Here is a 26,072-nt window from a genome sequence, read left to right on the forward strand (position 1 = left end):
CTCTATGGCGATAGCTGCTGAGGCCCTTCTGGATGAGATGTTCAGAAGGGCCTCAGTGTGCGTTAGGCACTGGATAGCACTGGCTGAGTATCCGTTGCATAGTGCGGTATTCCTGTGGTGTTACAGAAAGATGCCAGTTAGCTTTTACCCGTAGCTGTTGCTGGATGTAGGAGCAGTGAAAGCTGGTATCGGCTGGTAGCCACTGTGCGGCGTTTGCGGCGCCCTTATCTTGATTTTGTTGCCCGTCTACAGCTAGGAGATTTGTGGGATCGTTGGCGAAGAGTTCCCGTTGGTGTGGCGGCCAGGTCCAGGCTCCCGATCGCCACGCATCGCCGAGCGCGACGACGTGATCTATTTGGACCAGTGCTGACGTTTCTTTTCCGCGGATAAAATTTATCGTGTGTCCGGTATATGGTTCAGCGAGTTTCCCTTCGACGACGACGCAGTTGTGGGTGCCTGATTTAAAAATGGGATCTGTGATGTCGCGGGCTAAGATGTCGTTTCGAGTATCGCAACCGTTATGGTCAATATCTGCCCACGGCTGGCCAAATTCGCTCCGGCGGTATGCAGGAGTTGAAGCGTGTTCAGTTCGAATGGTTAAGGAAGATAGGAGCTGCTGATTTTCCGGGTTCGGTATGGGGTACGACGGCGGAGTGGACAGTGGGCCGCGCCAATCGTCTGGTCCTATCTTCCAGCCGAACCGCTGTTCTAAACCTGCTATGTCTGGTCCTAGACCAGGTAGTGTCAGCCAAGCGCAGAGAATAGCGGATAGGGCATAGAGGGTTTTATCAAGGCGGTGGCGGTTCATATTTTTATAATTGCATAGTTGACGATAGCTGATTTTTTCTTATCCACAAGGGGGTGGTTTTCCACAACGGTAGTGATTCTCGACGTCGTCTGCTCACTAAGTAAGTAACTCGTTGGTTAATGGAACAAGAAGTGTCCATGAGTAGTGGAATGCGGCCAAACGTTCCTCTCCGGCCGTGGTGAGCTGATAGACCTTACGGTTAGAATTTTCGTGGGCAAGGGAGAATCTATATCGAGCATTTAGCAATTGTGCTATCAACACAGCATAGGGCACACCGCACAGTTAAAGCAGTGCCAGGGGAGGGGTGTGCGGATAGGTCCTAGATCGTTATTTTCGCAAAGTTGGCTGAACATATGCGTAAATTACAATAATTACAACGATAGAGATCGAAATAATAAAAGGTATGAGTGGATTCCAACCGTAGAGTGCGGTGGAAACTGCTGGGGCAATCGCATAAGCGATCCCATTATTTGCATTAATGAGTCCCGCAACAGCGCCTTGCTCGCTTGTGTTTGTTTGCAAAGTTGGGCCGGTATTATATCCGGGCATCGCGAATCCCATTCCTAGACCGACCAAGACGCACGCTATCCCCAATAATAGGTGTGAGGTGGTAGGCCACATGCATGCAACTCCAAGTAGTAGTACTATCAATCCCGTTCGAAATAGTTTGGCGGCACCCCATCGTGTTTTTGGAGCGATGACAGCTTGGGTAACGATCATTGTTACGCCCATAATTGTTAGATAGACAGCGGTGACTGCTGCGGTAGTATCGGATGCAAGCAGGAACCTATCTTGAACTGTGAACCCGAAGATTGTTGCTATTGAGGAAAATACAATGAATAGTAGTAGCCCGCCAATGAGCCATGGGCGTACCCGAGGGTCGCGAAATTGAATATGTTTGGGTTTTTCGATGAGCTTTGCCGCAGCTTGCGGTTTGAATTTAACAATCAATACGACGACGGAGCTCAGCATAACTACCGGCATGACAACTAATGGGAGCATGAGGCCACCAATTGCTGCTAACAGGCCTCCCATGATACCGCCAACGATGGAAGCCATGCCGTATGCTGCTCCAATCATTCCGGTTGCTTTTACTCGTCCCGCTTCCGAGGCAGTATGCGTGACAAGATGAGTTTGGGCGGTAGGGGACACGGCAGAAATTCCAGCGCCGTATATTAAGCCACGCGTTACCATGACGCCGATAACAAGGCCGGGCCCTGCAAGAATTTTGTTCATGCCTAGATAAGAGAGTATTCCGAAGACTGTCAATGAAGTGATAGCGATCAACATTCCAGTCACGATGACTCGTTTGACACCTAGGCGTTGAGAGGTGCGGCCCCAATAAGAACTCATGACGGCTAAAACTATGGCTGCAAATGAGATAGTTAGGCCAATGTGCCATTCTTGTAAGCCCATTTCGCGCGACAGTGGTGCAATGATGGGATTGAGTAACATCTGCCCCAAAAATGCCAAGAATACTGTTGTTGTTACCAGTTTGGCTTGTGCAGAGGAAGGAATAGTCTCGGTTTTATTACGGGATTTGCTTGGGGTTTTCATATTTCTCACTTCCATCTAGAACACTGTTCTACATTGGCAAGTTTAATGACGGGCTGTAACGCTGTCAATAGTGAGGTACGGTGTAGATATGGGGAAAACAACCGCGCGCAGAGTAGGTCTAAACAAGGAAATCATCCTTGAGAAAGCTATTGATTTATCACAATCCAAAGGCATTGAAGGCTGGTCAATACGCGATATTGCTAGAGAGTTAGATGTGGTGCCCTCGGTTATCTACCATTACTATCCACATAAGGAAGCGCTATGTGATTCGGTTGTGGATCGTGTGTGCGCCGATATTGAACTTCCCGCTGAGGATCTTGATTGGAAGGCGTGGTTTAAAGCAGTTGCCCAAGTTATTCGCCCCGTGCTGTTGCGTTACTATGGCATTACTGATCGGTTTGCGCGCGGAAAGTTCACGACACTGTTCTTACCTGTCATAGACATCGCATACGAAAAACTCATTGAGGCCGGTTTTGGCGATAAAGCCGAGCTGGCGTATGTGATCATTACAAACTCAGTTATCCACACAATTGGGGCTCGCAACCTGCGTTCCGTGCATCAGACGGGGGAGCGCCATGACCTAGATGCAATGTTGGAACGTCTCAAACCGATGATGAAAGATTCTGTGGGGCTGAGCATGCTGGTAGCTAACTATCTCGGTCCACTTTCGGATCCGGAGCGCGAAGAGGAACTCTCACAGAAATACTATGATTTGACAATCGCTAGTGTCCTCGAAGGTGTGGAAAGCGTCCTGTTGCCGCAAGCGAATAATAGCAGTGATGCGCAGTCTTAGCCGCTATGGGTAAGTGTGGATCGTTTCGGTGTCGTCGTGCGGTGATCCTGACGTGATAGGGGATACACCCATCCACTGGAGTAGTGATTAGCAGTTATCTGCGAAAAACTGCTACGATATTTGATGCGGGGCATTGGCGCAGTTGGTAGCGCGTTTCGTTCGCAATGAAAAGGTCAGGGGTTCGAATCCCCTATGCTCCACCATTAGTACTCAACTTTTGATACAAAAGCGCGAGTACATTGAGAAGCCCTCGGGGCGTGCGTCTGATGTAGTCAGGCGCGTAACCCGAGGGCTTTTCGTGTTCTGGATGGGTACAGAGCGGGCCCAGAGGATGCCGCGCGGGACCTGCGGACTTCTCTGTCTCCTTCGGGATTAGCTAGAACGCGATCGGGATTGCTGCGCGCATCTGGCTGGCCAGGTCGCCTTCTTGGTTGCGGTGTGTTTTGGCGGCAAGGACGGGGTTGGGGACATCTGAGGCGTTGGAGGTGTCAGTGATCTGGGGGTCTAAGTCAATGCGGTCACACACGAAATTCGTACAACTGCGACGTCTTCTCGAAAAGAACTCGCATGCATATGATGGCCAAATACCTCGACACGAAGAAAACTGCCATCGCCACCCTTAGGCGGCCTCCACGCGAGCGAGAACAGGATCATGGCCACGATCGAACGCATCGATACCTACAAGGCACGATATGTGGAGGCGTCAATACATGGACTGGTTCCTCCCAGCATGGGAAATCATCTCCGAGGACGACCGTTTGGTGTTGGAAGCGTTCTTCCTCGGCGAAGGAACCCAAGAGGATGCGGTTCAGCAGATCTGCAACCGTTTCTACGTCGAACGCACCACCGCCTACCAAAAGAAGTCGCGCGCCTTGGCTCGTCTTGCGACCGCACTGTATGGACGACTATAGGTGTGCACCCAGTGCGTTAAAAGGTGTCAGGAACGGCGGATGCATATGCACCTTTTCCTATGAGACGATGTAGGTGGTTGAAAAGTAGGACAAGCCCCAAGAACCCAGCATCGGGAGCTTGGGGCTTCACCATGCTTAGGAAAGGAGCAAAAGCGATGCCAGTTAAACCAGCGTCCCCGTGCTCCCACCCGGGTTGCCCTGAATTGACACATGAACGCTTCTGCAAGGCCCATGCCACGGCGGAAGACGCACGCTATCGCAAGTACCAGCGTGACCCGAAGATCAACCGACGCTACGGCTCACGTTGGCGCAAAATCCGCGCCGCCTACATCGCACAACACCCGCTCTGTGAGGACTGCCTTGAAGCTGGGCGTCATACACCAGTGGCCGAAGTACACCACGTACTCCCGCTTGAACACGGCGGCACCCACAATTTCGATAACCTCCGGAGCTTGTGCAAGCCCTGCCACTCACGCCAGAGCGCGCTCGATGATGACCGCTGGAGGCAAGCACCGCGGGTTTACACGTATTGACGAGCCCGCACGTTTGTCACATCTGGGTAAAATGCGTAGATAACGTTTCGAATTGTGCGGTAGACTGACCTAGTATTTAACAAAACGAACAAAGGAGTTCGTGATGAAAGCTAAAGCCTTCGCCAAACCGCTGGTCGCCACTGGAATCTCACTGGCACTAGCCTTCTCAACGGCGGGTGTCGCTAGTGCTCAAGAAACCGAGACTGCGCCACTTGAGCCGCAAACTACCGTTGTCGATAATGTGATTACTGAGGCTGAGATTGATGCCTTTTCTCAGGAAGTTGCTGATAAGTTTGTTATTCTCATGCGAGATGGCATCTTCTACGATGGAAGTAGTTTCAGGAGCAATGACGACGTGTTGTCTGCCATGGGATTCTCTAACGAGGCAGATTTGATCAAAGAGCTTGTTGATTCATTAAATAACGGGGCGAATAACCGTTACGCCAATGTCTACACTGAACGTAGTTTGAGTTCTTTTGGAAAGTGTGTTGTGACCGGAGTATTAGGCTTCTCACCATTCCAAATCGATTACAACCTGCTCGGTAAGTACATCAAAGAAAAAGCTTGGAATAAGGTAGCTGACCTTTTGCAAAAGTATGCAAAGAAAGAGATTAAGAAGAAGGCTGGTAGCGTTCTCCTTAAGCAAATCATCAAGTCCACGCCAGCTGGCTTCGCAGCTTGGCTGGGAGTATATGCAGTAGGTTGCGCAGGAAAGGAAGCGTGGGACTGGTGGATTGGTTAAATCACATATCTTGGCGGGAACTGCTGACGGGTTTCGTTACGTTTTTAGCAGTTATCACCATTGTTACTGTGCTAACGTCTCTATTTTTTGAAATAAAGTTGGTTCTATCTATCACGATTCCAGCCTTTATCCTTGGTAGTCTTGTAATGATGATTCAGAAGTTGCGTTCCGAGTCGGATAGAGAAAGCTAAATAAATAGCTACTATATAGTAGCTACATGTTCCGATGGGTTGGGAGAACATTTATTTGTTCTCCCAACCCATCTCCATTTCTGCGTGCATCTGAATACCTTTGAACATTCCTTGACATTGCGACTTGCCCTATCCCTCAAACTATATAGCCTAGGGGGTCTTGAATCTCTAACCGCAGGTCAGAGGTCAGCGGGCGGGGCCAATCGCGCACAAAGTCCCCAATTCAAACAGGGTATTAACCGCTGTTATATTCTTTTGAGTTTGCGAAGCGTATTTTCGGCCTCCAATCCAAGGCCACAATGGCTTAAGGAAGGAGGCACATTATGGCTAAAGACGGTACGAATCGTGGTGGCCGCCGCGTGCGGGCTGGCGCGAAGCCTGATCCGTTGAATGAGAAGCTTGCTGCTGGGCGTTTAACTACTCGGCTGGAAGATCCGCTTAATGAGCCGTTTGATTTTGAGGGATCAGATATTGGTGATGGTGCGGTGTTGGCGGGTGAGCCGATGCCTGAACCGTCAGATTATCTCTCTGAGGTTCAGCGTGATGGCAAACCGCTTGGTGCTGACTTGGTGTATCGGGAGACGTGGCAGTGGTTGGACGCGCGTGGGTGTTCACAGTTTGTTGCACCAAGGTTGATTGAATCGTATGCGCAGGCTTTCGCTAGGTATGTGCAGTGTGAGCAGGCGATTTCGAAGTTTGGTCTGCTCGGTAAGCATCCGACGACGGGTGCTGCGATCGCTTCTCCGTTCGTTGCTATGTCTCAGTCGTTTGGAAAGCAAGCGAACGTGTATTGGTATGAGATTTACGAGATTGTGCGTGCTACGTGCACGAGTGATTATTCGGGCGGTACTCCGGGGGATGATGTGATGGAGAAGCTGTTGAAGACCCGCTCTTAATAATCTTTGATTTTTGTGTGCCTGCCCGGCATGGGTGGGCACTTTTTCGTGTCCTGATTCTTTGGAAAGTGAGTGTGTATGTTTATCAAGACTGCTGAGGCTGTGTGTGTTGGTCATCCGGATAAGTTGTGTGATTTGATTGCTGACACGATTTTGGATGACATTCTTTATGATGATCCTAGTGCGCGGGTTGCTGTGGAGGTGATGGCTGCGGGGCGTCGGATTATTGTCACTGGTGAGATCACTTCGAAGGTGCGGCCGCGTATTCGTGAATCGGTGCGCAACGCACTGATCACGGCAGGGTATTCACCGTGGCGCTTCTTAGTTTTTGTATGGACGCGCCGTCAGTCTCCAGATATTAACGCAGGAGTCTCCAAGTCTTTAGAGGCGCGCTTTGGTGATGACACGGATTTTGCTTTGCAGGGCGCTGGCGATCAGGGCACAGTTTACGGTTACGCCACGGCTGAGACGCTTCAGCGTTTGCCGTTGCCGCTCGTGCTTTCACATGAGATCTGTGGTCGTCTTGATGATGCTCGCAAGCAGGGAACTATTACTGGTATTAAGTCCGATGGTAAGGCTCAGGTGACGGTTCGTTATGACCAGGCCGGGCGACCAGTAGAGGTTGAGACGGTGGTGGTCTCTATCCAACACGATCCGAAGAAAGATCTGGATGAGTTGGATGCTGAGGTGAAAAGCTTGATTGTTGCCCCGGTGTGTAAGCCGTATTTGCCGATCGGTGCTGATACCGAGATTCTTATTAACCCGTCGGGCATGTTTACCGTGGGTGGTCCGAAGGCTGATACTGGTTTGACGGGGCGTAAGCTCATGGTTGATACCTATGGTGGTCTTGGCCCGCATGGTGGTGGTGCGTTTAGTGGTAAGGATGCGTCTAAGGTTGACCGGTCGGGTGCTTATATGGCGCGCCTGATTGCTAAGACCATTGTTGATGCCCGACTTGCACGCGAGTGCCAGGTGGCGATCAGTTATGCGATTGGGAAGGCTGACCCGGTGGCGTTTACGATCGACACGCTTGGCACGGGTGAGCACTGTGATGAGATTTTGACTCAGGCTGCATCCGAGGTGTTCACGCTACGTCCTGGTGGGATTATTGATGCTCTAGGTCTGCGAGCTCCCGGTTACACGCGTTATTCGACTTATGGGCATTTTGGTCATGTTGGTGTGCGTTGGGAGAACTCGTTTGCTTATGTCGATGCGTTGCGCAAGGCGGTGACTTCCCATGCTCATGAAATCAATGCCCATCAGTGAACTCACACCCGCTGACTATAATCCGCGTAAAGACCTCCAACCTGGCGATACCGAATATGACAAGTTGAAGCGTTCCTTGACCGAGTTCGGCTATGTTGAACCGGTCATTTGGAACCAGACGACTGGCCATGTCGTCGGTGGTCATCAACGTCTTAAGGTCCTCGAAGACCTTGGACATAAGGACGTTGACGTGATTGTTGTCGAGTATGACGAGACACGGGAGAAAGCCCTTAATATCGCGTTGAACAAGATCAGCGGCGAATGGGACAACGACAAACTCGCGCTCCTTATTGCTGACCTTGAAGCGAGTGATTTCGATGCAGAACTGACTGGTTTTGACGACGCCGAGATCGCCCAACTCATCGGCTCCTTGGACGAAGGCGAAGTGGAAGATGATGACTTCGACCTGACCGCAGCACTCGAGGCTGCTGCCTTCGTTAAGCGTGGGGATGTGTGGACGGTGGGCCGTCATCGGCTCGTGTGCGCGGATGCTACCAACGCCAAGGATGTTGCGATCTTGATGGGGGAGAAGAAAGCTAACCTGATTCTGACCGATCCGCCATATAACGTCGCCTTCGAATCATCCGACGGCTTGTCGATTAAGAATGACAAGATGGATGCAGATGCCTTCTACGAGTTTCTGCTTGCTGCGTTTACCAACATGGCGAGCGCGTGTGAGAAGGGGGCGAGCGCGTATGTCTTCCATGCTGACACTGAAGGACTGAACTTCCGACGTGCTTTTAACGATGCCGGGTTTTACCTCTCTGGGTGTTGCATTTGGGTTAAAGATTCCCTTGTTCTTGGACGTTCGCCTTATCAGTGGCAGCATGAACCGGTTTTGTTTGGGTGGGTCAAGACGGGTAAACACCGTTGGTATGCTGACCGGAAACAGACCACGATCTGGAACTTTGCCAAACCCCGCAAAAACAGTGATCATCCGACATCGAAGCCGTTGGATCTGCTCGCATATCCGATCGGGAACTCGACCCAGGGCAATGCGATCGTGCTTGATACCTTCGCAGGGTCTGGTTCGACATTGATGGCGTGCGAGGCAACTGATCGTATCTGTTACGCGATGGAGCTAGATGAGAAATATGCGAGTGTGATTTTACGTCGTTATGCTGAGCATACGGGTGATAGTGCTGGTATTACATGTGTGCGTGAGGACAAGCAGTATTCGTATTTAGATTTGGTAAAAGATGTTGAACGCGTTGAGGAATAATGCGTGGTTTTCGTTGAAAATAGGCGGGAAATGGACTGGATATAACTTGATACTTATGGCTATATGTACATGAGCGGATAAGTATCCTAAGCATGAATGTATGGATAGAAAAGAGCGAGTTATGGATCAGGTACTAACAGCACAGCTTGTCAAGATTGCAAAAACCATAGTTTTGAGATCGCTCACCGAGGCGATTTAGAACAACGCATGAGTGATAGTGAAGATTTCATTGAAGTTAGCGTGTGGGGTTTAAAAGCAATGCTTGAAGATGCCTATAACCTTGGTCAACAAGCCAAGTGACCAAGACTGTTATGTGATACCTAAGCATGATGCTTGAGGATGTGTTTTTGTCCTATCCCCGCAAGAGGGGTGTAGGACTTATGTTTGTAAAATAAAGGGGGTGGGAGACAATGCGTCAATTAACTGATTACACACCAACGAGATTCATGGCAGATGGTTGTTGTTATGACAAGCGTAAAGCTGATTATGCGGTAGCTTTTATTCAAGCGCTCAAACATACGAAGGGCCGCTGGTCTGGTAAAGCGTTCAAGCTCATTGATTGGCAAGAACAAATCATTCGGGATTTGTTTGGCACGGTTAAGGCTGATGGGTATCGCCAGTTCACAACCGCGTATGTAGAGATCCCTAAAAAATGGAAAGAGCGAGCTCGCCGCGGCCATAGCTTTGCTCTTAACATGTGCTGATGGTGAAGAACGCGCCGAAGTTTACGGGTGTGCGGCTGACCGTCAGCAAGCCTCGATCGTGTTCCAGGTGGCCGCAGACATGGTTGCCATGTTACCAGCCCTGTCTAAAAGGGTGAAAATCCTGCGCTCTCAAAAGCGCGTCGTCTACAAGCGCACCAACTCCTTCTACCAGGTACTTAGTGCCGAGGCGTATTCTAAACACGGGTTTAACATTTCTGGTGTCGTCTTCGACGAGCTACACGCTCAACCCAACCGGGCCTTATTTGATGTGATGACTAAAGGATCAGGAGATGCACGTACCCAACCGTTGTACTTCCTGATCACCACTGCTGGAACTGACACGCACTCGATTTGTTACGAGCAGCATGAAAAAGCCCTAGATATTCTTGCAGGTAAAAAGCATGATCCTACCTTCTACCCGGTAGTTTACGGTGCTGATCGTGAAGACGACTGGACTGATGAGGAAGTTTGGTATAAAGCTAACCCGAGCCTTGGGGTCACTATCCCAGTAGAAAAAGTACAAGCAGCTTGTAACTCTGCTAAGGAAAACCCTGCCGAAGAAAACACCTTCAGACAGTTACGACTTAACCAATGGGTCAAACAATCCGTGCGGTGGATGCCCATGCATGTATGGAACCAAAACAGTGCACCTGTTGACCTGTCTGATTTGGAAGGCCGTGTTTGCTACGGTGGGCTCGATCTTGCCTCGACAACGGATATTACGGCGTTCGTGCTCGTCTTCCCACCCCAAACAGGTGACGAAGCATATGTGATTGCACCATGGTTTTGGATACCCGAAGACAACCTCAAACTCCGTGTTGCCCGTGACCATGTTCCCTACGACCTGTGGCAACAGCAAGGCTTCTTACAGACCACGGAGGGTAACGTCGTTCATTACGGGGCGATCGAAGCCTTCATCGAAGAACTGGGCACACGGTTCGATATTAGGGAGATCGCCTTCGACCGGTGGGGAGCAGTCCAAATGAGCCAAAACCTCGAAGGGCTCGGTTTTACCGTTGTTCCTTTCGGGCAAGGGTTCAAAGACATGTCCCCACCATCGAAAGAACTCATGAAACTGGCGTTGGAGGGCAAGCTCGCACACGGTGGGCATCCAGTCTTGTCATGGATGGTCGACAATATTCACGTGCGAACCGACCCAGCAGGCAACATCAAACCCGACAAACAAAAATCCACCGAGAAGATCGACGGTGTCGTTGCCACCATCATGGCCCTGGACCGTGCAATCAGATGCGGCCAAGGAACCACAAACGGCAGCATCTACGATCAGCGCGGATTATTGGTTTTGTGAGGATAAGGAGAATTTCCGTTGACAGCACAATGTGAGATATATTACTATATTAATAACGGTATTTAAGCAACAAAAGTTGTTGCGCAAATACTGTTTCACTGCAGTGAGCACTGGCGCTTACTGCGGAAGAGAGGTTGCCGACATGATGTCGACAACGAGATGAGATAAATATGAAGGGGCGAAAAATGAAAATCCGCAATATGGTTATTGGGGCCTCTGTAAGTTTGGCACTCGGATTGGCAGGTACCGGTGTAGCTGCTGCTAGCGTGAGTGAGGGGAGCGGTATTTCGATTCCAGTAGTCTCGACATCGGTTAACTTAAATTCGACTTCGCCTTCGCTGAGTGACGCAGAACTTGACCGTCTTATTCTGGCGTTAGAAAGAGTTCCAGAAAACTTAAGGAATGCGAACCCGAGGACAACGCCGAATTATGAGGGGCAGCTTTCTCGAACGCTGAACGGAATGAGTGTTGGAGGGATAGCTACTCGAGCATCGTGGTGGCAGTGTGGTGGTGAGGTAGCAAGTATAATTTTTCAGTATGGCCTTCCTGTGGGCAAAGTACTCAAATGGTTGAAAGAGGCACGGAAAATTTGGGGTGGTGTAAGCGGCATTTGGAGAGCCATTAAAAGCGGAGCAGCCTTTGCTGAGATTGGCGAGGAAGGTGCTCAAGCTCTCGAGATGATCCTCGGATTTGATGGGGTAATTTCCGCTTGCTTCGGGTGAGAATGGAGAAGTGATATGGATACTTCGTGGAAGCCTGTCCCGTTTTCTTACGCCTGGTGGGGGCATATAATCACCGGATTTATTATTGGTTTATGTGTTTTCATAGTCTCTGGCATTGTGTTTTGGCTAATACCCTACAAGATGCCTGTGCGTCTATTGGTAATTATTGTGGGATTAAGCGTGGTTGTTTGCGAAACACTATCGACCATGTTTGATCAGTTTTACGCAAGAAAAAAGAAACATAATTCTCCAGGTGGTTGGCGACCCATATTTGTCAAGCTTTTTCTGTTAGCAATTACCTATTTCGCAGCGTCGTACGTGCTAATTAGCTCTCTGGCGTCGGCAGGAATCATGGTAGTGCTCGCAATAGCTGTGGAGCTGGTATCTGTCATCTTGCTGAGGGTTTGGGAACCGGGGATGAATGATGAAGAAATACGTGAAGCATGGCGAGGTACCGCAGAGGCCGCTAAACGGGTGATGATGGAAGAGTGAGGCGTGGATGCTGTGACAAAAGATGTAGAGGAATTGAACCTTGATTGATTGGAAGTAGCAATGGACGCAGGCGATTACGATGCCCAATACGATATGCTCGAAACCCGACGTAAGAAAGCCACCAAGGAATACGCACGTACCGTTGACGAAATCACCAACCGCCAAAACCGTCTCGCACAAGCTAAAGCAATACACGACTACCACGCCACCCAACCACCCCTAGAATACTCCGACGACGCATGGAACCTACTCGTCAACCATGCAGTAGTCGACGAACACGGCAGTATCCACATCGTGTTTAAAGACCAAGAACAATAAGTAATCGCATCTGAAGGCTAGAACAATGGAACCATCTGTTTAATTACCAACCATATCTATAAACGTTTTTTGGTTCTTCTAATTTTCCGTATTCAACCCGTTCTTCATGGGATAGATCAGGCGTGTTAGCCGTTGGGAGAGTGAAGTTCTCGATAGGGTCGAGAGCATCAATATGCTCACGTGCCCATTGAATAAAAGTGTGCGCCTCGTCAGAGTCATCATGATCTGCTAGAGCGTTGACGAAGGCACGCAGACGTTGGAGCCTGTCCCATTCTTTATAGCCCTTTGTCAACGCTGTTTCCCACTGGTTATATTCTCTACGCCGGTTGAGGAGCAATTGACGAGCCTTTTCTGCAGCCGCTCGCTGGGCGGCCTCAATTTTTGCTTCTTCTGCACGAATTCGTTCTTTTTCGCACTGACGTAAAACAAAAGCAATAACATTCGGAACATAGTCAATAAGTGGTTTACGATCAGTCTCCACTAGCTTCTTACTTTCGCTGAAATCCTCATTGATACGAAAGAAATTCTTACCCGATTCAATATAGTCGTATGAGCGGCCCCAATAGTATCCATTGCGTTCTTTTTCGCGTTGTTCTTCCTCCGTTAACTGATGCTTTACTCGTGAGGTATTTTCACCTATTCTCACTAGAGCTGAAATGTTGCCCATTTTCAGAGTTAATAAGGGGGTACCTACGTTTGGATAGCTCAAGGAACGAGATAGCTCTGTTGGCTGTTCGTGTCCTTCAACTTCTATACCTAATGATTTAGCAGCAAGAATTAAATATTGGGCTGCAGTTAGCGCACGTTCGCGGGCTTCAGGATTAGTCGGAAGGACACGTGGGTGTCGTTTCAAAGAACGTACAGCCGGATGGAGTTTGCTAAAGGTGTCGGGAATAGGTGGCAACATCGTTGAGACAATCGAAGCGGTTATCGTTGCGTGATCAACCTTTTCTTCGGAAACAGGTGCTGGTTCGGTTTTCAGGAATTCTATACCAGCGTTTGTTATTCGAGCTGTAAATTTCCCCTTGGGCCGTGTCACTTTGGCGAGCCCACGGCGTTCGAGTGCACGTGCTGAGGTTTTCCATTCGGACGACGGCGGGTCTGTGCTTTGATCAGTATTAAGCCACTCGAGTACGCTACGTTGAGTACTGTTGACATTAAGCATGGCATCTCCTAAGCGAGATAGGCTTTAGACTATTTCATCTTCGCATATTGTTTCGAATTCATGGGAAATTAACACGTTCTCACGAGACAAAATTTTGCACCCAGCTACTTGATATTTGCACCCACCTACCTCGGCATTTGCACCCACCGAAAGTTTTGTATCAAAAGTTGAGTATAAAGAACCAATCTGGATTGATCCCTTGAAGGTTGTGTATTTCTTTGGAAATACGTGACTTTCTGGGGTTTTTCTTTTTCCTAGGTTGTGTTGTTTGCAAAACCTCTTGCACCTGGAGCTAAGCGTAGCCGGTTTGTCTTAAATTATCTGACAAGAGCTACTGCGACACCCATGTAAAGACTGAGGACAAGCGTTACCAGCGCTACCAAAGTGAACCGAAAATTAACAAGCATTATGGGGCGCGATGGAAAAAGAAACGCGGTGCCTATGTTTCCCGGCATCGGTTGCATGAGGCAGAGCGCGCTCGATGAAGACCCTTGCATGTAAACTTATAAGCTCGCATCATTCTTTGTAGGTTTAGAGGGATTTCTTTTACTTTTTGCTCGGTGGTCTTTATAGATGACGACGGCGAGGCCGCCGCATAGCGTCAAAAGTCCAAAGAGGCAGGAAACGGCAAACTCTTTCAAGCCTGCCGAACTTCCGCTGATAATCCAGTCGATGCCGCCAAGATATAGTGCAAAAGGTAACGGGATAGCAAGAATGACCGTAATCGTAAAGACGAGAGCGAGCGGTTTAGGCAAATCCTTATTCTTTCTCGCCATCTATTTTCACCAAGTTTCCTCATATTCTGGAGGATTGTTAGTGCTCCAAACTAATATCTATAGTTTTCTTTCCATATGGACAAAATTAAAAACACTCCCATTAGATGGCAGCATGCTCGTACCGGTTTCCTTGAATCCACACTTCTTGTAGACTTTCATTGCTCTTTTGTTGAAATCTACTACTGACAGTTTGATTTTAGTTGGTTTATATTTTTTAACTATAAAGCTGATTATATAATTGAGGAACGATTCACCTTTTCCTTGCCCGGTTAACTCTGGTCTCATTCCTAAGCCTAATGTAACTGAGTCGTCATTTGAATCAACCACAAAGTATCCTATTAAACTGCCATTTTCCTTTATAGAAAAATAGTTTTCTCTTTGTTTAGGATCAACAATTTCGTTATAGTCGTCAACATCCTCAGTCATATCGTAGAAGGAATATTGATCAGGATATTTCCATAAATTTGCAATTTCCATTGCATCTTTTTGATCCATCTTACTAACATTCCATAGCATCCTACGCCTCCCTAAATCCTAATTATGTATATTGATCATCCGTTATTTTAATGTAGTGCGCAGTGGCTGGACCCTTTTAGGGCTGACGTAGAGCAAAAGCAAGAGCATGGGGACATACTCCGTACGTGGTTTTCTTATTTGAGGAGGGAGATAGGCATAGTTGATTGCTTAACGATGATATTGGAGAAAGTGCTGATCTACTGTATGCCGGCTTCTTCTTTGACAATGACGACGACGCGTGTTGCGTCTCATTACCAACCGTGTAACGCAAAATAGGGGTGGGAGCAAACCTAGGCAACGTGAATAAAGACATCTGGTGCTTATTCGTCGCTGACTAGTAGGGGAGTCTCTTGCTAGCATAGCCGGATCGCACCCGCTCGATCAGCCCATAACCGGATAGCGCAGGGTATCCGTGAACCTTCTCAATCCAGCTTGTGGGTATTGCGGACAAGCCCCATCTAGCTCCGAGGAGGCTTCCAGCTATTGCTGCCACCGTGTCAGTGTCTCCTCCTCCTCGGATTGCCGTTTCTATCGCAAGCTGAAAGTGACGCGACGGTTCATCTGAAGGAATTTTGGTGGTAGTAATTGCTGACCATGCGCCCTGGAGAGCCTCCACAACCCAACCATTTCGATGGAAAGAATCAGGTGTGCGCTGTTGTGCCTCTTTTAAAGCTTTATGCCAAAAAGATTGTCTATGGTAGGGAAGTAGCTCAAGACCTTCATAAATCCCAGCAAAAGAACCATATTCGATAGCGTGAGCAATCCCCAAAGACCAGATCACACAAGCTTCGGAAGCAACTGGATCGCCATGAGTGAGCAAAGAAATCCGAGTAGCGGCATCAGCAATCACCTCTCGATCAAGATTTGGCAGGACAACAGGCGCTGTACGCATAAGTGAACCATTGCCAGCCGAACGGTTAGGCATCTGTATGTAACGTTGTTCTGATGCCCTCGCTAAAGCCTCCGCTGTGCGTTCATAACGAGAAGCATTAATGACTGAAAAGATCTGCTGACCAATTCCCTTGCCCTCGTTCTCAAACCAAGAAAACCAGCCATCGGCAATCAGTTCAAGCTCTTGGTTGCCAAAGTAGCCGCAACTCGAGATCCCAGCATCTATGATCGGGATCGACATTGCAGTGTCATCCGACCATTCACCTGGCTCAAACTCCTGTCGTCCAATCATACTAATCGGCAAAGCAGTCGGGAGCGGCTTACTGAACTCATAACCGACACCCAAAGCGTCCCCAGTGGCAAGACCAAGGACAGATCCCAGAGCACGATCAGAGTTCATGCTCATTGCGGTCACAATCTTCGGATGTGGAATCTGGTTGCTCAACAGATAACCCCTCCCTAAGGTAGCGCTATTATTGCTAACTACCGGTTTACCGCAGAAATCCCGATTTTACAGTGTATTTTTGGGTGTTTTGAGTAAACACTGGGAAGTCATGCGAAGATGCGAAGAAGTACTCGATAGCACACTTAAGATTAATCATTTCCCCGTTTTGTCGGAGATAGCTTTGCGGTTGGTTATTGGCGTGACGGAGGGGTTGAATCTTGCGATTCCTAAGCTCAAGGATTGTCGGTTTTACTAGTAGCGAACTCTATTTTCCGATGTAGGACGTAGTATTTTCTTCGAACATGTTTTAACCTTATGGGGGACGAAGCATTTGTATTATCGGTAGAAAGTGCGGTCACTCCGTGAGTGAAATTTTTGAATTGTTATGGGATAGGCAATCGTTTTTCGTTGAGCTATTTCTTCAGCATCTCCTGATTTGTTCTATCGCGATTGTGATGGCTTGTGTCATTGGAATCAGCCTTGGCATTGCTGCTACAGAGCGCAAACAAGCCCGCGGCGTCGTGATGAACACAGCGAATTTTGTCTATACGATTCCATCAATTTCGATGCTTGGTTTCTTGATTCCAGTCACTGGTATCGGCAATACAACTGCGATCATCGCACTGACTATCTATGGTTTACTCCCAATGGTTCGGTCAACTTATACCGGGTTAACGAACGTGGATCCGTTGCTCATTGAAGCTGCCCGTGGAATGGGGTCTACTGATCGGCAATTGCTGTGGAAGATCAAGATGCCGTTAGCCCTGCCAGTGATCATCTCCGGTTTACGGAATATGGTGGTCATGACAATCGCGCTCGCAGGTATCGCATCATTCGTCGCTGCTGGCGGTCTTGGTGTTGCGATCTACCGTGGAATTACGTTGAATAATACTGCGATGACGGTGGCGGGCAGTTTACTTATTGCAATTTTAGCGCTTGTCTCAGATGCCTTGATTGGTTTGTTTGCAAAACTTATTAAACCCGGTGCTCAACGCAACCGCGTCGCTGTTTCCGCACTGGGAACTGCTTTCGTAGCTGCTCTTCTTGTGCCAATCGTGGTCGTGTTTTCTCAAGCAAGTGGGGCCACTATTCACATCGCTACTAAACCTATGACTGAACAGTACATCATTGGTGAAATCCTGAAGCAGAAGATCGAAGCGGACAGTGATCTGACGGTACAGTTGACCCAAGGTGTCGGCGGCGGTACGTCCAATATTCAACCAGGAATGGAAAAGGGAGATTTCGATATCTACCCTGAATACACCGGAACCGGATGGGCTGCCGTGCTAAAGAATGATAGTAACTATGCACAAACTGATTTCCCGAAGTTAAGCCAGCAGTACCAAAGCGATTATGACATGGAGTGGATTACTGCATACGGGTTCCAAAATACCTACGGTATAGCGGTCCCTGATGAACTAGCTAAAAAGTACAATCTAAAAAATATCTCCGATCTTGCCCCGATTGCAGACCAGTTAGTTATTGGAGCGGAACCTGATTTCTTTGAAAGGCTTGATGGCTACAAAGGGCTGACTGCGGCATATCGAATCAAATTTGCCGGTACCAAAGATATCGATGTTAGCTTGAAATATGAAGCTATCCGTGGTGGGCAGATTCAGGCGATGCCAATCTTCACGACCGATGGTGAATTGGCTAATTCCGGGCTAACAGTGCTGAAAGATAATCTCGGGTTCTATCCGGCCTATGACTGCATGAATGTTGTTCGTGGCGACATCTTACGCCAGTATCCACAACTACAAGGGATCTTGGAAACCCTAGCGGGAACGATTGATGAAGAAACCATGATTTCCATGAACTCACGAGTTGAGAACGATGGCGCTACGCCAGCTGAGGTAGCTCACGACTTCCTTGCCACGTTAGACCAGACGAAAGAGGCCACAAAATGATGTTTCAGCAGCCCAGTGAAGGTAGAGAAATCATGATTGACTTTGACAATGTGAAGAAATCATACGGGGATAAAACCATCATCGAGTCACTTTCGTTATCTGTAGAAAAGGGAGAGTTTCTCACCATTTTGGGTGAATCTGGTAGCGGTAAGTCGACTCTTTTGAAAATGATTAATGGACTCGTGACCCCAGATAGCGGAACTATTACGGTTGCTGGCACCAAGGTCGCAACTCCGGCTCCGTCTACTCACGAATTGGTTAAATTGCGCCGGAGCATTGGATATGCAGTCCAAGGCTCAGTGCTCTTTCCGCATCTGAATGTCGCTCAAAATATTGGATACGTGCCAAAAATTTCTGGGGCATCAAAAGAAGAGATTAAAGCTGCCGTTGAGCGCGCCATTAAAATTGCTGGTCTCGATCCAGAGTTATTAGATCGAATGCCTGCCCAACTTTCTGGTGGTCAAGCTCAGCGGGTAGGGATTGCGCGGTCGATTGCTGGATGCCCGCAAATTCTGCTGATGGATGAGCCGTTTGGGGCAGTGGATGAGATTACGCGACGGTCATTGCAAGACGAGATCGTAGACATCGTCGAACGAGAAGGCCTGACCTGCTTATTCGTCACCCATGATACCAGCGAGGCTCTCAAGCTCGGTTCTAAAGTCTTGGTGCTCAAGGATGGTGCTATCGAGCAGTATGACACCCCGGACCAGGTAGCCAATCACGGGGCCACTGAATACGTACGTAGGCTGATCAACCATCAGCCTGCCTAAGTCATTTCCCAGCTCTAGTGGCGATTACGCTTAATCCGCCGCGGGTGTAATCCGTCTGGATGTTTCATCAACCAGCGAGACCCGAACGATGATTCGTTTTCGACGGCGGACAGCGCGGCACGCTGTTGCTTATGGATCAGGCGCACTAAATCGCGTTGGGTAACCCACCCAGCAAGTGTTTCGTCGTCGTTCACCACAACAACGGCTGAGGCGTTGTTATCTAAGAGCGATGAAAGTACTTGGCTCGGAAACATCTCGGGTGTGATATACGTATGATCCAAATCGATCGCCGAAAGCGGAGTATCTGGGAAAACGCCCTCGGTTGAGACTTGTGCCCAGATTAACGAGGTGAAACAACCTGCGTATTTTCCGTTCTCATCGGTGACTGGTATGCGAGTTCCGTGGGTACGGACTAAGACGCGGTTTGCTTCGCGGATTGTGGTATCCGTCGTCACCGTAGCTGGAACGGGTGTCATGAGCTTTGCCGCCGGAACGCGCCCGACTAGAGTATGGTCAACAGGATCGTCGAGAATGTCTCCGCGGCGGATAAGTTTGGTTGTGTAGATAGTCTTGCGCGTCAGGAAACGGCTGGTAGCAGTAGCAACTACTACCGCAAGCATCATCGGCATAATCAGCGAATACTGTCCGGTCATTTCAATGATGATGAGCACTCCGGTCATGGGGGCGCGGGCAGCGCCAGCAAACGCGGCTCCCATTCCGATCACGCCGAAAACGGATGGTGATGTGCTGGTCAGTGGCGCAATCGCCTGACCGAATGCAGAACCTACCATCGCGCCAATGAAGAGTGTTGGCGCGAAGACTCCGCCGGAACCGCCGATGCCAATGGTTGTGGCAGTAAATATTGCACGCATGAGCGCTAATAGTAGCAAGAATCCGATCGCGTATTTGCCTTCGAGAGCGTCTAGTTGGATGGGGTATCCTGAGCCATACATTTCTGGCAAGAAATAGAGCATGAGTCCGATTGCGATACCGCCAATTCCGGGGCGAGCCCATTCTGGTAGGTGGTAGACCGCGTCGATTAAGTCTTCTACCGCATAGAGAATTTTCGAAAAACCTAGCCCAGCTAGTGCGGCAATGAATCCGACCAGAATAATCAAGATAAAGTCGATGCTATTTCCTACCCGCAAAACGTAGGGGATTGCTACTACTGGTACGTCTTCTAAGAAAATGTGTCCGACCAGTGAGGAAGCAACAGCTGAGATCACGCACATACCGAATGTCTCGGCAGTGAAATTGATAAGAATGAGTTCGAGTGCAAACACTGCGCCGGCTAGGGGAGCGTTGAATGTTGCCGCAATACCAGCGGCTGACCCGCAACCGACGAAGAGGATAACCTGGCGGGTGGTCAGATGTAGCTTATTGGCGATCGAGGATCCCAAAGCAGCCCCGACTTGGACGATTGGGCCTTCACGGCCAACTGAGCCACCGCCGCCTAAAGTTAATGCCGACGCAATAATTTTTACTACGGCAACAACGCCCGGAATTTTTCCGCCCTTGCGTTTCACCGCGAGCATGACCTCAGGAATGCCATGGCCACGTGCTGAAGGAGCCCATTTCGTGATCATCGGGCCATATATGAATCCGGAGATAACGGGAGCGAGGATAACGAACCATGCACCCCAACCTAAATAGCCGTGGCCAGCACCCGCATGTGCGGAATAGTCTGAGTAGCCGGTCATGAGATAGGTCCAGCCCTCGATACAGTAGTGGAATACTACCGAGGCTAAGCCGACGACGGCGCCGATTACCGCCGCGATGATAGCTAGCGTTGAACGATGGGAACCCAGGATTTTCGTAAAAGACTTCATGCTGTCAGGTAAGCTTTCCGGTGCTGTTAAAAGACGGGGTTTAATCATGTTTAGGATACACCGGGTTACCGCATTCTTCCGATCTTAGACTAGGAGCAGTAGTGCTGGAGAGCCACTGAGAATAAAGGGTTTTCCGCGACAGCTTGCGGGATTTAGATCTCGTGCGATTTGTTAGGCATGAGCGACGGAACACAAAACGTAACTAAAATTCGGATTGTATCAAGACACAGAGTCAATAGCTTTCTTCGCAGTCAAGAGGTCAGCCCCAGTGCGTTCACGGTATGTTTTAATTGCTTCTATCTTGCGTCCCGATAAAGCCAGGCGCCGCTCTTCAGCAGATACGCCGAAAATATCAACACTGCTTGCGTTATCGCCAAGACGATTTTTCAACTGGGCTACGAGTGCTAAAAGGCGTTGGTTTTCGTGACGTAGGCGTTCTATTTCTCGTGCCTGACTGAACCATTTAGACATCGTTTGTCCTTTCGTTATCAATAACTTCTCGATTCAGACTTTAGAATTAGAGGGTATGACTGTCAACTATTTGTAGGCAGTTGGGATAAGCTGCCAAGCACAATTAATCGCGCATAAATTAGTAGAATGCTGCACACGATAAAGATCCGAGGTTAACTGACGAGCTCGCCATCTCCTCAAATGTGATGCCGTCTGCGACGGCTGGATCTTCAAAGAAAATATTGAGCGGTCAAAGTAGATTAGCCCCATGCTAACACCAGCAATTGACCATAAAACAATGAAGACTATTGCGGGGTGGGAAAGTTGCCAGTTGCTGAAAGTCAAAACACCGATAGACATCGAAGATGCAATGAGTCGCCCAAGGCCAATAGTTGACCTTACTCGATAAGCGCGTTGAGCTACTGCTGGTTTCATCCCACAAAGTACTCCGAGGACAGCCCGAGTGCTACTGCGTCAATCGACGTCATTGCAAGGATAGAACCAGCTAGGCCACGAAGTATTGATCCGCTGATACAAAACAAGATATTCGGAGCAAGAGCGCTAGTAATTGTTCCAAGAATGACAAATACGGTTGCGCCCATTAAAAGCATTGAGCATGAAGATCCTTAGCCATAATAGGCAAAATCAGCTGATTCAAGTAAGCCTGCATCCCGCCGATCAGTTCAAGAATAATGACGGCTACTGCAATTAATAGTCCAGAGGTATTTCTTTTCAAAACCAGGCTTCTAGCAATGCGGAAGAGGGCTGAGATTAAACGTCTCAGAGTCATTGCCTAGTTCCTGAGCAACGTGTTGTGCGATAAGCTCGCGTGCAGCGTTCGTCGCGTCGTCGATCGAGTCAAACAAATAGCCCGGAGACGTGAGCGAAGCAATCACACCCACATTTTGTGCAGCCCGGACGTGCTCAGGGCGTAAGCCCTTGATCATCGTTGTGATACCGCGTTCGTTAAGCTCGATAAGTACTTCGGCAAGGTGCTTAGCGCCAGAAGCATCCAAAATACCAACGTGAGACATGGATAAAATAACCACCTCAACAGATTGCGGAACCTTAGATAACTCAGTGACAATGCGCTCGGCAGCGCCAAAGAACATCGAACCATCAAGACGGAAATAGACGATTCGTTCGTCGTTCTTCATTTTCTCACCTGGTAACGTCAATTGAACAACGCCCGATAACCGCGATAGCTGGTACATCGCCCACAGAATTGCGATCACGACGCCGAACGCGATAGCCGCAACGAGATCGAAAACTATAGTGACGAATGCCGTTGCCCAGAAAACAAGCCGATCTCCTCGAGTTGAACCAGTAACTTGGCGAATCGTTGAGAAAGATACCATACGTACTGCGGTAACAAACAACACTCCAGCTAATGCAGATAACGGGATATGGCTGACTAAGCCAGCTGCGAAGTAAACAATTCCGGTGAGTAGAATTGAGTGAGTGATTGCAGATAACCGGCTAGTTGCTCCAGATTTCACATTAACAGCGGTACGTGCAATGGCTCCGGTTGCCGGCATACCGCCAAACATACCAGATCCAATAGAGGCTAATCCTTGGCCCACGAGTTCGCGGTCAGGAGCATAAGAACCTTGACCTGGCATTCCAGCAGCCACACGGGCCGAAAGTAATGATTCAATTGCAGCCAATAGAGCAACTGCACACGCGGCTGGTGCAAGCTCTATTAATAGGTCCAAACGAACCAGGGGTAATTGCGGTGCAGGTAATGAATCAGGAAGGATGCCGATCGTTGGTACGTTAAATTGTCCGATATAAACAATCATAGAGACGACTATGACTGCTACTAAAGAGGCCGGGAACGTCGGAGAGATTCGCGAAGAACCGATAATGATCAGTATTGTTATCCCAACAATTCCGAGGGTAAACAACGATACTGTCCAGTCGGCCTCGACGACGGCGAGAAGAGCGCCACGCAGTGATTTGACGCCAGCTGGAATTTTTGTGCCCATCGCCAAAGGTACTTGTTGTAATGCGATAAGCGTAGCAATGCCTAAGGTGAAGCCCTCTACCACTGACCAAGGAATCAGTGAAATAGCGCGACCGAGCCCTAATACACCCAGAGCTAAAACTATCCCGCCAGCCAAAAGTGACAGAAGCATAATGGAATTTGCGCCATGTTCGGCAACGATTGGAGCCAAAATGACAACCATCGCGCCGGTTGGTCCAGAGACTTGAACATGTGAGCCGCCGAAGATAGCAGCGATCAGACCAGCGACGATTGCGGTGACTAGTCCGGCGGCTGCTCCTACTCCAGAGGAAACTCCGAATGCGAGGGCGAGAGGGAGTGCAACAATGCCAACGGTTAATCCGGCGACAATATCTTGTTTGATATTCGCGTGGAGGTAGTCATCTTTCGTAGGTAGCAGAGAATGTAAATGTCGAATGACGGTAGAAAAACGCAACGAAAGATCACGACCTTTGGGAGTGAATGACACGGGTGTTTCAAGGCGCGACGAAGCTACATAAAATAATGTGGAAACACTGAGAAAGATACGACCACTGCGTACGCCTTTAATCACTTTCATTATCCAAAAAAATATTGAAAAACTCAATTAGCAAGATAGTGATATTGGCACTGTGAATCTGTTTGTGCGCGGCGGATATCGTGAAAATTCTTTAGTTAGTCATACCAATGGGGAGAGTGAGAAACGCCCGGATAATGGTATCGGTCCTTTCTGAGAAAAACCAACAAACTACTTTCGACAGAGTATCTTGTGCTTATGCTATGTGCTAGTTTGTTCTTTTGGTCGTGGTTTTCACCAATGAACACGCACTAGCGTTCTCTTTTCTACCGATTGCTGATGCACCTGACGAAGGCAATACATCGGTTAGTCAATAACCGCATCCTGCGACTACTTCTTCTTTCTAGGCAAAATTTCGCCGCCCCACAATGCCATACCGATCAATGCTGGTTGGAAGAACAACCGTGCTAACCGCTTGCCGTCAGTATCTAGCCCGAATGCGTCGACACCTTCGACGTACTGACCAATATTTCCCGGGAAAATTGCTGCATAAAATGCTGCTAACGCAACTCCGGTAACTTGCCGATGCTTAGGTAAGAGAAGGAGCGACAACCCGAGTCCGATCTCTGCGACGCCTGAGCCTAGAACCACGAGATCGTCGTCGACGGGGACCCAAGACGGTACTTGAGCTTGAAATTCCTCCCGAGCAAAAGTCATATGAGAGATTCCAGCGAAGGACATGAACGAGCCAAGGGCAATGCGCGTTGCAGTTTGCGATCTTCTTACCCATGGGCTGTTATGTCGAGTGGTTGGACCTGATAGTAGTGTTGATAGTTTCATGATGTCGTTCCCTTCTGATATACGACGTACGTCAACCCTATCGGAAAAGACCATGAGGCCGTGGACAAGTTACGCCACAGGCGAGTTATGCTGTGGGTGAGCTACACCGTCGTCGAATTACTATCGTCAACCGGGTGGAAATACACGAATTTGTATCCGCCAATGGAACCCCAGGTGATAAACGTTAAGGCTGTGAAGATCGGCCACGTCGTCGAAACCATTTGCGGATGTTCGAGCATAGCTCGATAACGCTGGCCGCCAAACTCAACCAGTGGTTCCATACCGCCACTGAGGATAAACAAATCTGGTTGTTCACGTTGCTTATAGGCAATGAGCTCATTCGTGAAATCCGTCGCCGACATAATCGGATGGTTCGGTTCGAAAAACAGTAGCGTACGCGGAAGCGAGAACAACGTACTCAGACGAGTGTTAGCTCGCGATACCTTTAGGTTCATCACCATGAGATACCCGATCCACGCCAATACGTAGGCAGAAGCGAGCAGAACCAGAAAACCGAGCACAGCAGACCACGTTGTCCACCAGTGCAAAATCCATCCAACGATAGCGCCAGCAGCCATCATCATCAACGCATGCACCGCGGTAACACGTAGCAAGGACCATGGCCGATTAGCTACTGCCAGATAGCTGGCAACACCGATAGCGCCCAGTCCGGCATACCCGAATCGTTCTACGAGCAGCGCCGTAACGTCGTCGTCAAATTGTTGTAAAAAGCTAGAAACTCCAGGGGTATAAGGCTGGCCGAAGACCAACGCGAACCCAAGCTCACCTAGTGCGCCGATTCCTATCGCGCAAAGGCTGCCGATCAATACATGTGACACCTGATTTTTGACGGACATTTTCACATACCTATCTTTCGTTTGAAAGCGGATAACTGCCGGCGCGAAACATATAAACGCATACCATCTTTCAACACAACGCTCAGCGTGCCGTTCAATGAAAGATCGAGTTTAGCGATGGTTGAAATATTGACGATTTCAGAGTGAGAGATGCGAGTAAACTCAGTTGTTGGCAGGGTATTCTCCAGTTCATATAAACGCATCTTCACCACGAAATCAGAGGTGAGAGTATGCACCCACACCGCCTTATTTTTGGTGTAGAACGCCAAACAATCAGAAGTATCGAGCAAGTGCACCTCATTGTTCTCCCACGCCAAGATATGGCGCCCCTGCGCAACTGAACTCGCTGCCAAGTGCTTAATGGCTCGTACTGTATCGTCAATAACTGGGGTTGCGACATCAACACAGCCTTCGTCTAGACTCCGATCAATAGTGAGGGAAAACTTCATGACCTCTCGTTTCCTGCAGTTATACAGTGCTTTCATCTAGTCATATTAAAACGCAATTCGGTCCACCATTAATACTGATCGGGGTAAATGGTAATTTTTCGGTCCTAATCGGTATGGCGGTAGCGCTCATATAACAAACATGTCAAGTCTGCAAAAAATAGCACAGCAAGTTTTACTTAGGATAGGAACCCCTTAGTTAATCAGTGTATGCT

The 26,072-nt window shown here is 48.9% G+C and carries 27 protein-coding genes, 1 tRNA gene and 1 pseudogene; 15 read left to right on the top strand and 14 right to left on the bottom strand.

Annotated elements, in window-relative coordinates; genetic code table 11:
- Positions 1 to 52: 52 nt before the first annotated feature.
- Complete coding sequence (locus KSO86_RS01980; protein WP_216378150.1) at positions 53 to 808, bottom strand: HNH endonuclease family protein; 756 nt, start codon at positions 806 to 808, stop codon at positions 53 to 55.
- Between the two features lie 327 nt (positions 809 to 1,135).
- Entirely contained in the window at positions 1,136 to 2,365 is a 1,230-nt protein-coding gene (locus KSO86_RS01985; protein ID WP_216378149.1) for an MFS transporter, read from the bottom strand.
- Between the two features lie 88 nt (positions 2,366 to 2,453).
- Here KSO86_RS01985 and KSO86_RS01990 point away from each other — a divergent pair, with 88 nt between their 5' ends.
- The 13 genes and pseudogenes from KSO86_RS01990 to KSO86_RS02045 all read left to right on the top strand — a co-directional run bounded on the left by KSO86_RS01990 (position 2,454) and on the right by KSO86_RS02045 (position 12,464).
- The gene (locus KSO86_RS01990) at positions 2,454 to 3,158 is read left to right on the top strand and encodes a TetR/AcrR family transcriptional regulator (RefSeq protein WP_216378148.1); all 705 of its coding nucleotides are present in this window, start codon (positions 2,454 to 2,456) and stop codon (positions 3,156 to 3,158) included.
- 127 nt (positions 3,159 to 3,285) lie between these two features.
- A tRNA-Ala gene (locus KSO86_RS01995) sits at positions 3,286 to 3,361 on the top strand.
- A 507-nt stretch (positions 3,362 to 3,868) separates the two neighbouring features.
- Positions 3,869 to 4,069: a hypothetical protein gene (locus KSO86_RS08475; protein WP_253280473.1), complete on the top strand. Its 201-nt coding sequence runs from the start codon at positions 3,869 to 3,871 to the stop codon at positions 4,067 to 4,069.
- Between the two features lie 155 nt (positions 4,070 to 4,224).
- Positions 4,225 to 4,602 carry an HNH endonuclease gene (locus KSO86_RS02005; RefSeq protein ID WP_216378147.1) on the top strand — a complete coding sequence of 126 codons (378 nt, stop codon included), beginning with the start codon at positions 4,225 to 4,227 and terminating at the stop codon, positions 4,600 to 4,602.
- 103 nt (positions 4,603 to 4,705) lie between these two features.
- Entirely contained in the window at positions 4,706 to 5,344 is a 639-nt protein-coding gene (locus KSO86_RS02010; protein WP_216431752.1) for a hypothetical protein, read from the top strand.
- A 514-nt stretch (positions 5,345 to 5,858) separates the two neighbouring features.
- Positions 5,859 to 6,431 (top strand): P27 family phage terminase small subunit, encoded by a 573-nt coding sequence (locus KSO86_RS02015; RefSeq protein WP_216378145.1) that lies wholly within the window; start codon positions 5,859 to 5,861, stop codon positions 6,429 to 6,431.
- 78 nt (positions 6,432 to 6,509) lie between these two features.
- Positions 6,510 to 7,697, top strand: a complete 1,188-nt coding sequence (gene metK, locus KSO86_RS02020) for a methionine adenosyltransferase (RefSeq protein WP_216431754.1) — start codon at positions 6,510 to 6,512, stop codon at positions 7,695 to 7,697.
- Positions 7,669 to 8,919: a DNA methyltransferase gene (locus KSO86_RS02025; RefSeq protein WP_216378143.1), complete on the top strand. Its 1,251-nt coding sequence runs from the start codon at positions 7,669 to 7,671 to the stop codon at positions 8,917 to 8,919. Before metK ends, KSO86_RS02025 begins: the two co-directional genes overlap by 29 nt.
- A gap of 207 nt (positions 8,920 to 9,126) precedes the next feature.
- The gene (locus tag KSO86_RS08740; protein ID WP_436231477.1) at positions 9,127 to 9,219 is read left to right on the top strand and encodes a DUF6900 domain-containing protein; all 93 of its coding nucleotides are present in this window, start codon (positions 9,127 to 9,129) and stop codon (positions 9,217 to 9,219) included.
- 110 nt (positions 9,220 to 9,329) lie between these two features.
- Positions 9,330 to 10,932 (top strand): annotated as a pseudogene (locus tag KSO86_RS02030) (terminase large subunit).
- Between the two features lie 185 nt (positions 10,933 to 11,117).
- Positions 11,118 to 11,654 (top strand): hypothetical protein, encoded by a 537-nt coding sequence (locus KSO86_RS02035; protein WP_216378142.1) that lies wholly within the window; start codon positions 11,118 to 11,120, stop codon positions 11,652 to 11,654.
- 15 nt (positions 11,655 to 11,669) lie between these two features.
- Positions 11,670 to 12,146 (top strand): hypothetical protein, encoded by a 477-nt coding sequence (locus KSO86_RS02040; protein WP_216378141.1) that lies wholly within the window; start codon positions 11,670 to 11,672, stop codon positions 12,144 to 12,146.
- Positions 12,147 to 12,206: 60 nt separating this feature from the next.
- Positions 12,207 to 12,464, top strand: a complete 258-nt coding sequence (locus KSO86_RS02045; RefSeq protein ID WP_216378140.1) for a hypothetical protein — start codon at positions 12,207 to 12,209, stop codon at positions 12,462 to 12,464.
- A gap of 43 nt (positions 12,465 to 12,507) precedes the next feature.
- Here KSO86_RS02045 and KSO86_RS02050 read toward each other — a convergent pair whose 3' ends face one another.
- The 4 genes from KSO86_RS02050 to KSO86_RS02065 all read right to left on the bottom strand — a co-directional run bounded on the left by KSO86_RS02050 (position 12,508) and on the right by KSO86_RS02065 (position 16,257).
- Complete coding sequence (locus KSO86_RS02050) at positions 12,508 to 13,629, bottom strand: hypothetical protein (RefSeq protein WP_216378139.1); 1,122 nt, start codon at positions 13,627 to 13,629, stop codon at positions 12,508 to 12,510.
- Between the two features lie 503 nt (positions 13,630 to 14,132).
- Entirely contained in the window at positions 14,133 to 14,405 is a 273-nt protein-coding gene (locus KSO86_RS02055) for a hypothetical protein (protein ID WP_216378138.1), read from the bottom strand.
- Positions 14,406 to 14,462: 57 nt separating this feature from the next.
- Entirely contained in the window at positions 14,463 to 14,900 is a 438-nt protein-coding gene (locus tag KSO86_RS02060; protein ID WP_216378137.1) for a GNAT family N-acetyltransferase, read from the bottom strand.
- Positions 14,901 to 15,255: 355 nt separating this feature from the next.
- The gene (locus KSO86_RS02065) at positions 15,256 to 16,257 is read right to left on the bottom strand and encodes an ADP-ribosylglycohydrolase family protein (protein ID WP_216378136.1); all 1,002 of its coding nucleotides are present in this window, start codon (positions 16,255 to 16,257) and stop codon (positions 15,256 to 15,258) included.
- Positions 16,258 to 16,619: 362 nt separating this feature from the next.
- On the opposite strand from KSO86_RS02065, the gene KSO86_RS02070 reads away from it, so the two are divergent.
- Both KSO86_RS02070 and KSO86_RS02075 read left to right on the top strand, forming a co-directional pair.
- Entirely contained in the window at positions 16,620 to 18,164 is a 1,545-nt protein-coding gene (locus KSO86_RS02070; protein ID WP_216431756.1) for an ABC transporter permease/substrate-binding protein, read from the top strand.
- The gene (locus KSO86_RS02075; protein ID WP_253280470.1) at positions 18,161 to 18,934 is read left to right on the top strand and encodes an ATP-binding cassette domain-containing protein; all 774 of its coding nucleotides are present in this window, start codon (positions 18,161 to 18,163) and stop codon (positions 18,932 to 18,934) included. Before KSO86_RS02070 ends, KSO86_RS02075 begins: the two co-directional genes overlap by 4 nt.
- 14 nt (positions 18,935 to 18,948) lie before the next feature.
- Here KSO86_RS02075 and KSO86_RS02080 read toward each other — a convergent pair whose 3' ends face one another.
- The 8 genes from KSO86_RS02080 to KSO86_RS02110 all read right to left on the bottom strand — a co-directional run bounded on the left by KSO86_RS02080 (position 18,949) and on the right by KSO86_RS02110 (position 25,860).
- Positions 18,949 to 20,763, bottom strand: coding sequence for a chloride channel protein (locus tag KSO86_RS02080; protein WP_216378134.1), 1,815 nt, complete (start codon positions 20,761 to 20,763; stop codon positions 18,949 to 18,951).
- Between the two features lie 219 nt (positions 20,764 to 20,982).
- Positions 20,983 to 21,234, bottom strand: a complete 252-nt coding sequence (locus KSO86_RS02085; protein ID WP_216378133.1) for a hypothetical protein — start codon at positions 21,232 to 21,234, stop codon at positions 20,983 to 20,985.
- A gap of 410 nt (positions 21,235 to 21,644) precedes the next feature.
- Positions 21,645 to 21,824, bottom strand: coding sequence for a hypothetical protein (locus KSO86_RS02090; protein ID WP_216378132.1), 180 nt, complete (start codon positions 21,822 to 21,824; stop codon positions 21,645 to 21,647).
- Entirely contained in the window at positions 21,815 to 21,949 is a 135-nt protein-coding gene (locus tag KSO86_RS08590; protein ID WP_301281024.1) for a hypothetical protein, read from the bottom strand. Before KSO86_RS08590 ends, KSO86_RS02090 begins: the two co-directional genes overlap by 10 nt.
- 10 nt (positions 21,950 to 21,959) lie before the next feature.
- Positions 21,960 to 23,687, bottom strand: coding sequence for a SulP family inorganic anion transporter (locus KSO86_RS02095; protein WP_366493197.1), 1,728 nt, complete (start codon positions 23,685 to 23,687; stop codon positions 21,960 to 21,962).
- 417 nt (positions 23,688 to 24,104) lie between these two features.
- Positions 24,105 to 24,554, bottom strand: a complete 450-nt coding sequence (locus tag KSO86_RS02100; protein WP_216378131.1) for a DoxX family protein — start codon at positions 24,552 to 24,554, stop codon at positions 24,105 to 24,107.
- Between the two features lie 101 nt (positions 24,555 to 24,655).
- A complete protein-coding gene (locus KSO86_RS02105) occupies positions 24,656 to 25,411 on the bottom strand; it encodes a DUF3021 family protein (protein WP_216378130.1) in 756 nt (251 codons plus the stop codon).
- Between the two features lie 2 nt (positions 25,412 to 25,413).
- A complete protein-coding gene (locus KSO86_RS02110; protein WP_216378129.1) occupies positions 25,414 to 25,860 on the bottom strand; it encodes a LytTR family DNA-binding domain-containing protein in 447 nt (148 codons plus the stop codon).
- Positions 25,861 to 26,072: the final 212 nt, after the last annotated feature.

Source organism: Arcanobacterium phocae, assembly GCF_018913465.1.
Taxonomy (GTDB): Bacteria; Actinomycetota; Actinomycetes; order Actinomycetales; family Actinomycetaceae; genus Arcanobacterium; species Arcanobacterium phocae_A.

Excerpts from the sequence above, each read along its gene's own strand:
- KSO86_RS02035 (WP_216378142.1), top strand. The coding sequence starts at position 11,118 with ATGAAAATCCGCAATATGGTTATTGGGGCCTCTGTAAGTTTGGCACTC.
- KSO86_RS02075 (WP_253280470.1), top strand. The coding sequence starts at position 18,161 with ATGATGTTTCAGCAGCCCAGTGAAGGTAGAGAAATCATGATTGACTTT.
- KSO86_RS02040 (WP_216378141.1), top strand. The coding sequence starts at position 11,670 with ATGGATACTTCGTGGAAGCCTGTCCCGTTTTCTTACGCCTGGTGGGGG.
- KSO86_RS02090 (WP_216378132.1), bottom strand. The coding sequence starts at position 21,824 with ATGCTTTTAATGGGCGCAACCGTATTTGTCATTCTTGGAACAATTACT.
- KSO86_RS02100 (WP_216378131.1), bottom strand. The coding sequence starts at position 24,554 with ATGAAACTATCAACACTACTATCAGGTCCAACCACTCGACATAACAGC.
- KSO86_RS02060 (WP_216378137.1), bottom strand. The coding sequence starts at position 14,900 with ATGGATCAAAAAGATGCAATGGAAATTGCAAATTTATGGAAATATCCT.
- metK (WP_216431754.1), top strand. The coding sequence starts at position 6,510 with ATGTTTATCAAGACTGCTGAGGCTGTGTGTGTTGGTCATCCGGATAAG.
- KSO86_RS02050 (WP_216378139.1), bottom strand. The coding sequence starts at position 13,629 with ATGCTTAATGTCAACAGTACTCAACGTAGCGTACTCGAGTGGCTTAAT.
- KSO86_RS02015 (WP_216378145.1), top strand. The coding sequence starts at position 5,859 with ATGGCTAAAGACGGTACGAATCGTGGTGGCCGCCGCGTGCGGGCTGGC.
- KSO86_RS02025 (WP_216378143.1), top strand. The coding sequence starts at position 7,669 with ATGCTCATGAAATCAATGCCCATCAGTGAACTCACACCCGCTGACTAT.
- KSO86_RS01985 (WP_216378149.1), bottom strand. The coding sequence starts at position 2,365 with ATGAAAACCCCAAGCAAATCCCGTAATAAAACCGAGACTATTCCTTCC.
- KSO86_RS02055 (WP_216378138.1), bottom strand. The coding sequence starts at position 14,405 with ATGGCGAGAAAGAATAAGGATTTGCCTAAACCGCTCGCTCTCGTCTTT.
- KSO86_RS02010 (WP_216431752.1), top strand. The coding sequence starts at position 4,706 with ATGAAAGCTAAAGCCTTCGCCAAACCGCTGGTCGCCACTGGAATCTCA.
- KSO86_RS02085 (WP_216378133.1), bottom strand. The coding sequence starts at position 21,234 with ATGTCTAAATGGTTCAGTCAGGCACGAGAAATAGAACGCCTACGTCAC.
- KSO86_RS02005 (WP_216378147.1), top strand. The coding sequence starts at position 4,225 with ATGCCAGTTAAACCAGCGTCCCCGTGCTCCCACCCGGGTTGCCCTGAA.
- KSO86_RS02105 (WP_216378130.1), bottom strand. The coding sequence starts at position 25,411 with ATGTCCGTCAAAAATCAGGTGTCACATGTATTGATCGGCAGCCTTTGC.
- KSO86_RS02080 (WP_216378134.1), bottom strand. The coding sequence starts at position 20,763 with ATGAAGTCTTTTACGAAAATCCTGGGTTCCCATCGTTCAACGCTAGCT.
- KSO86_RS08475 (WP_253280473.1), top strand. The coding sequence starts at position 3,869 with ATGGACTGGTTCCTCCCAGCATGGGAAATCATCTCCGAGGACGACCGT.
- KSO86_RS02045 (WP_216378140.1), top strand. The coding sequence starts at position 12,207 with ATGGACGCAGGCGATTACGATGCCCAATACGATATGCTCGAAACCCGA.
- KSO86_RS08740 (WP_436231477.1), top strand. The coding sequence starts at position 9,127 with ATGAGTGATAGTGAAGATTTCATTGAAGTTAGCGTGTGGGGTTTAAAA.
- KSO86_RS01990 (WP_216378148.1), top strand. The coding sequence starts at position 2,454 with ATGGGGAAAACAACCGCGCGCAGAGTAGGTCTAAACAAGGAAATCATC.
- KSO86_RS02110 (WP_216378129.1), bottom strand. The coding sequence starts at position 25,860 with ATGAAGTTTTCCCTCACTATTGATCGGAGTCTAGACGAAGGCTGTGTT.
- KSO86_RS01980 (WP_216378150.1), bottom strand. The coding sequence starts at position 808 with ATGAACCGCCACCGCCTTGATAAAACCCTCTATGCCCTATCCGCTATT.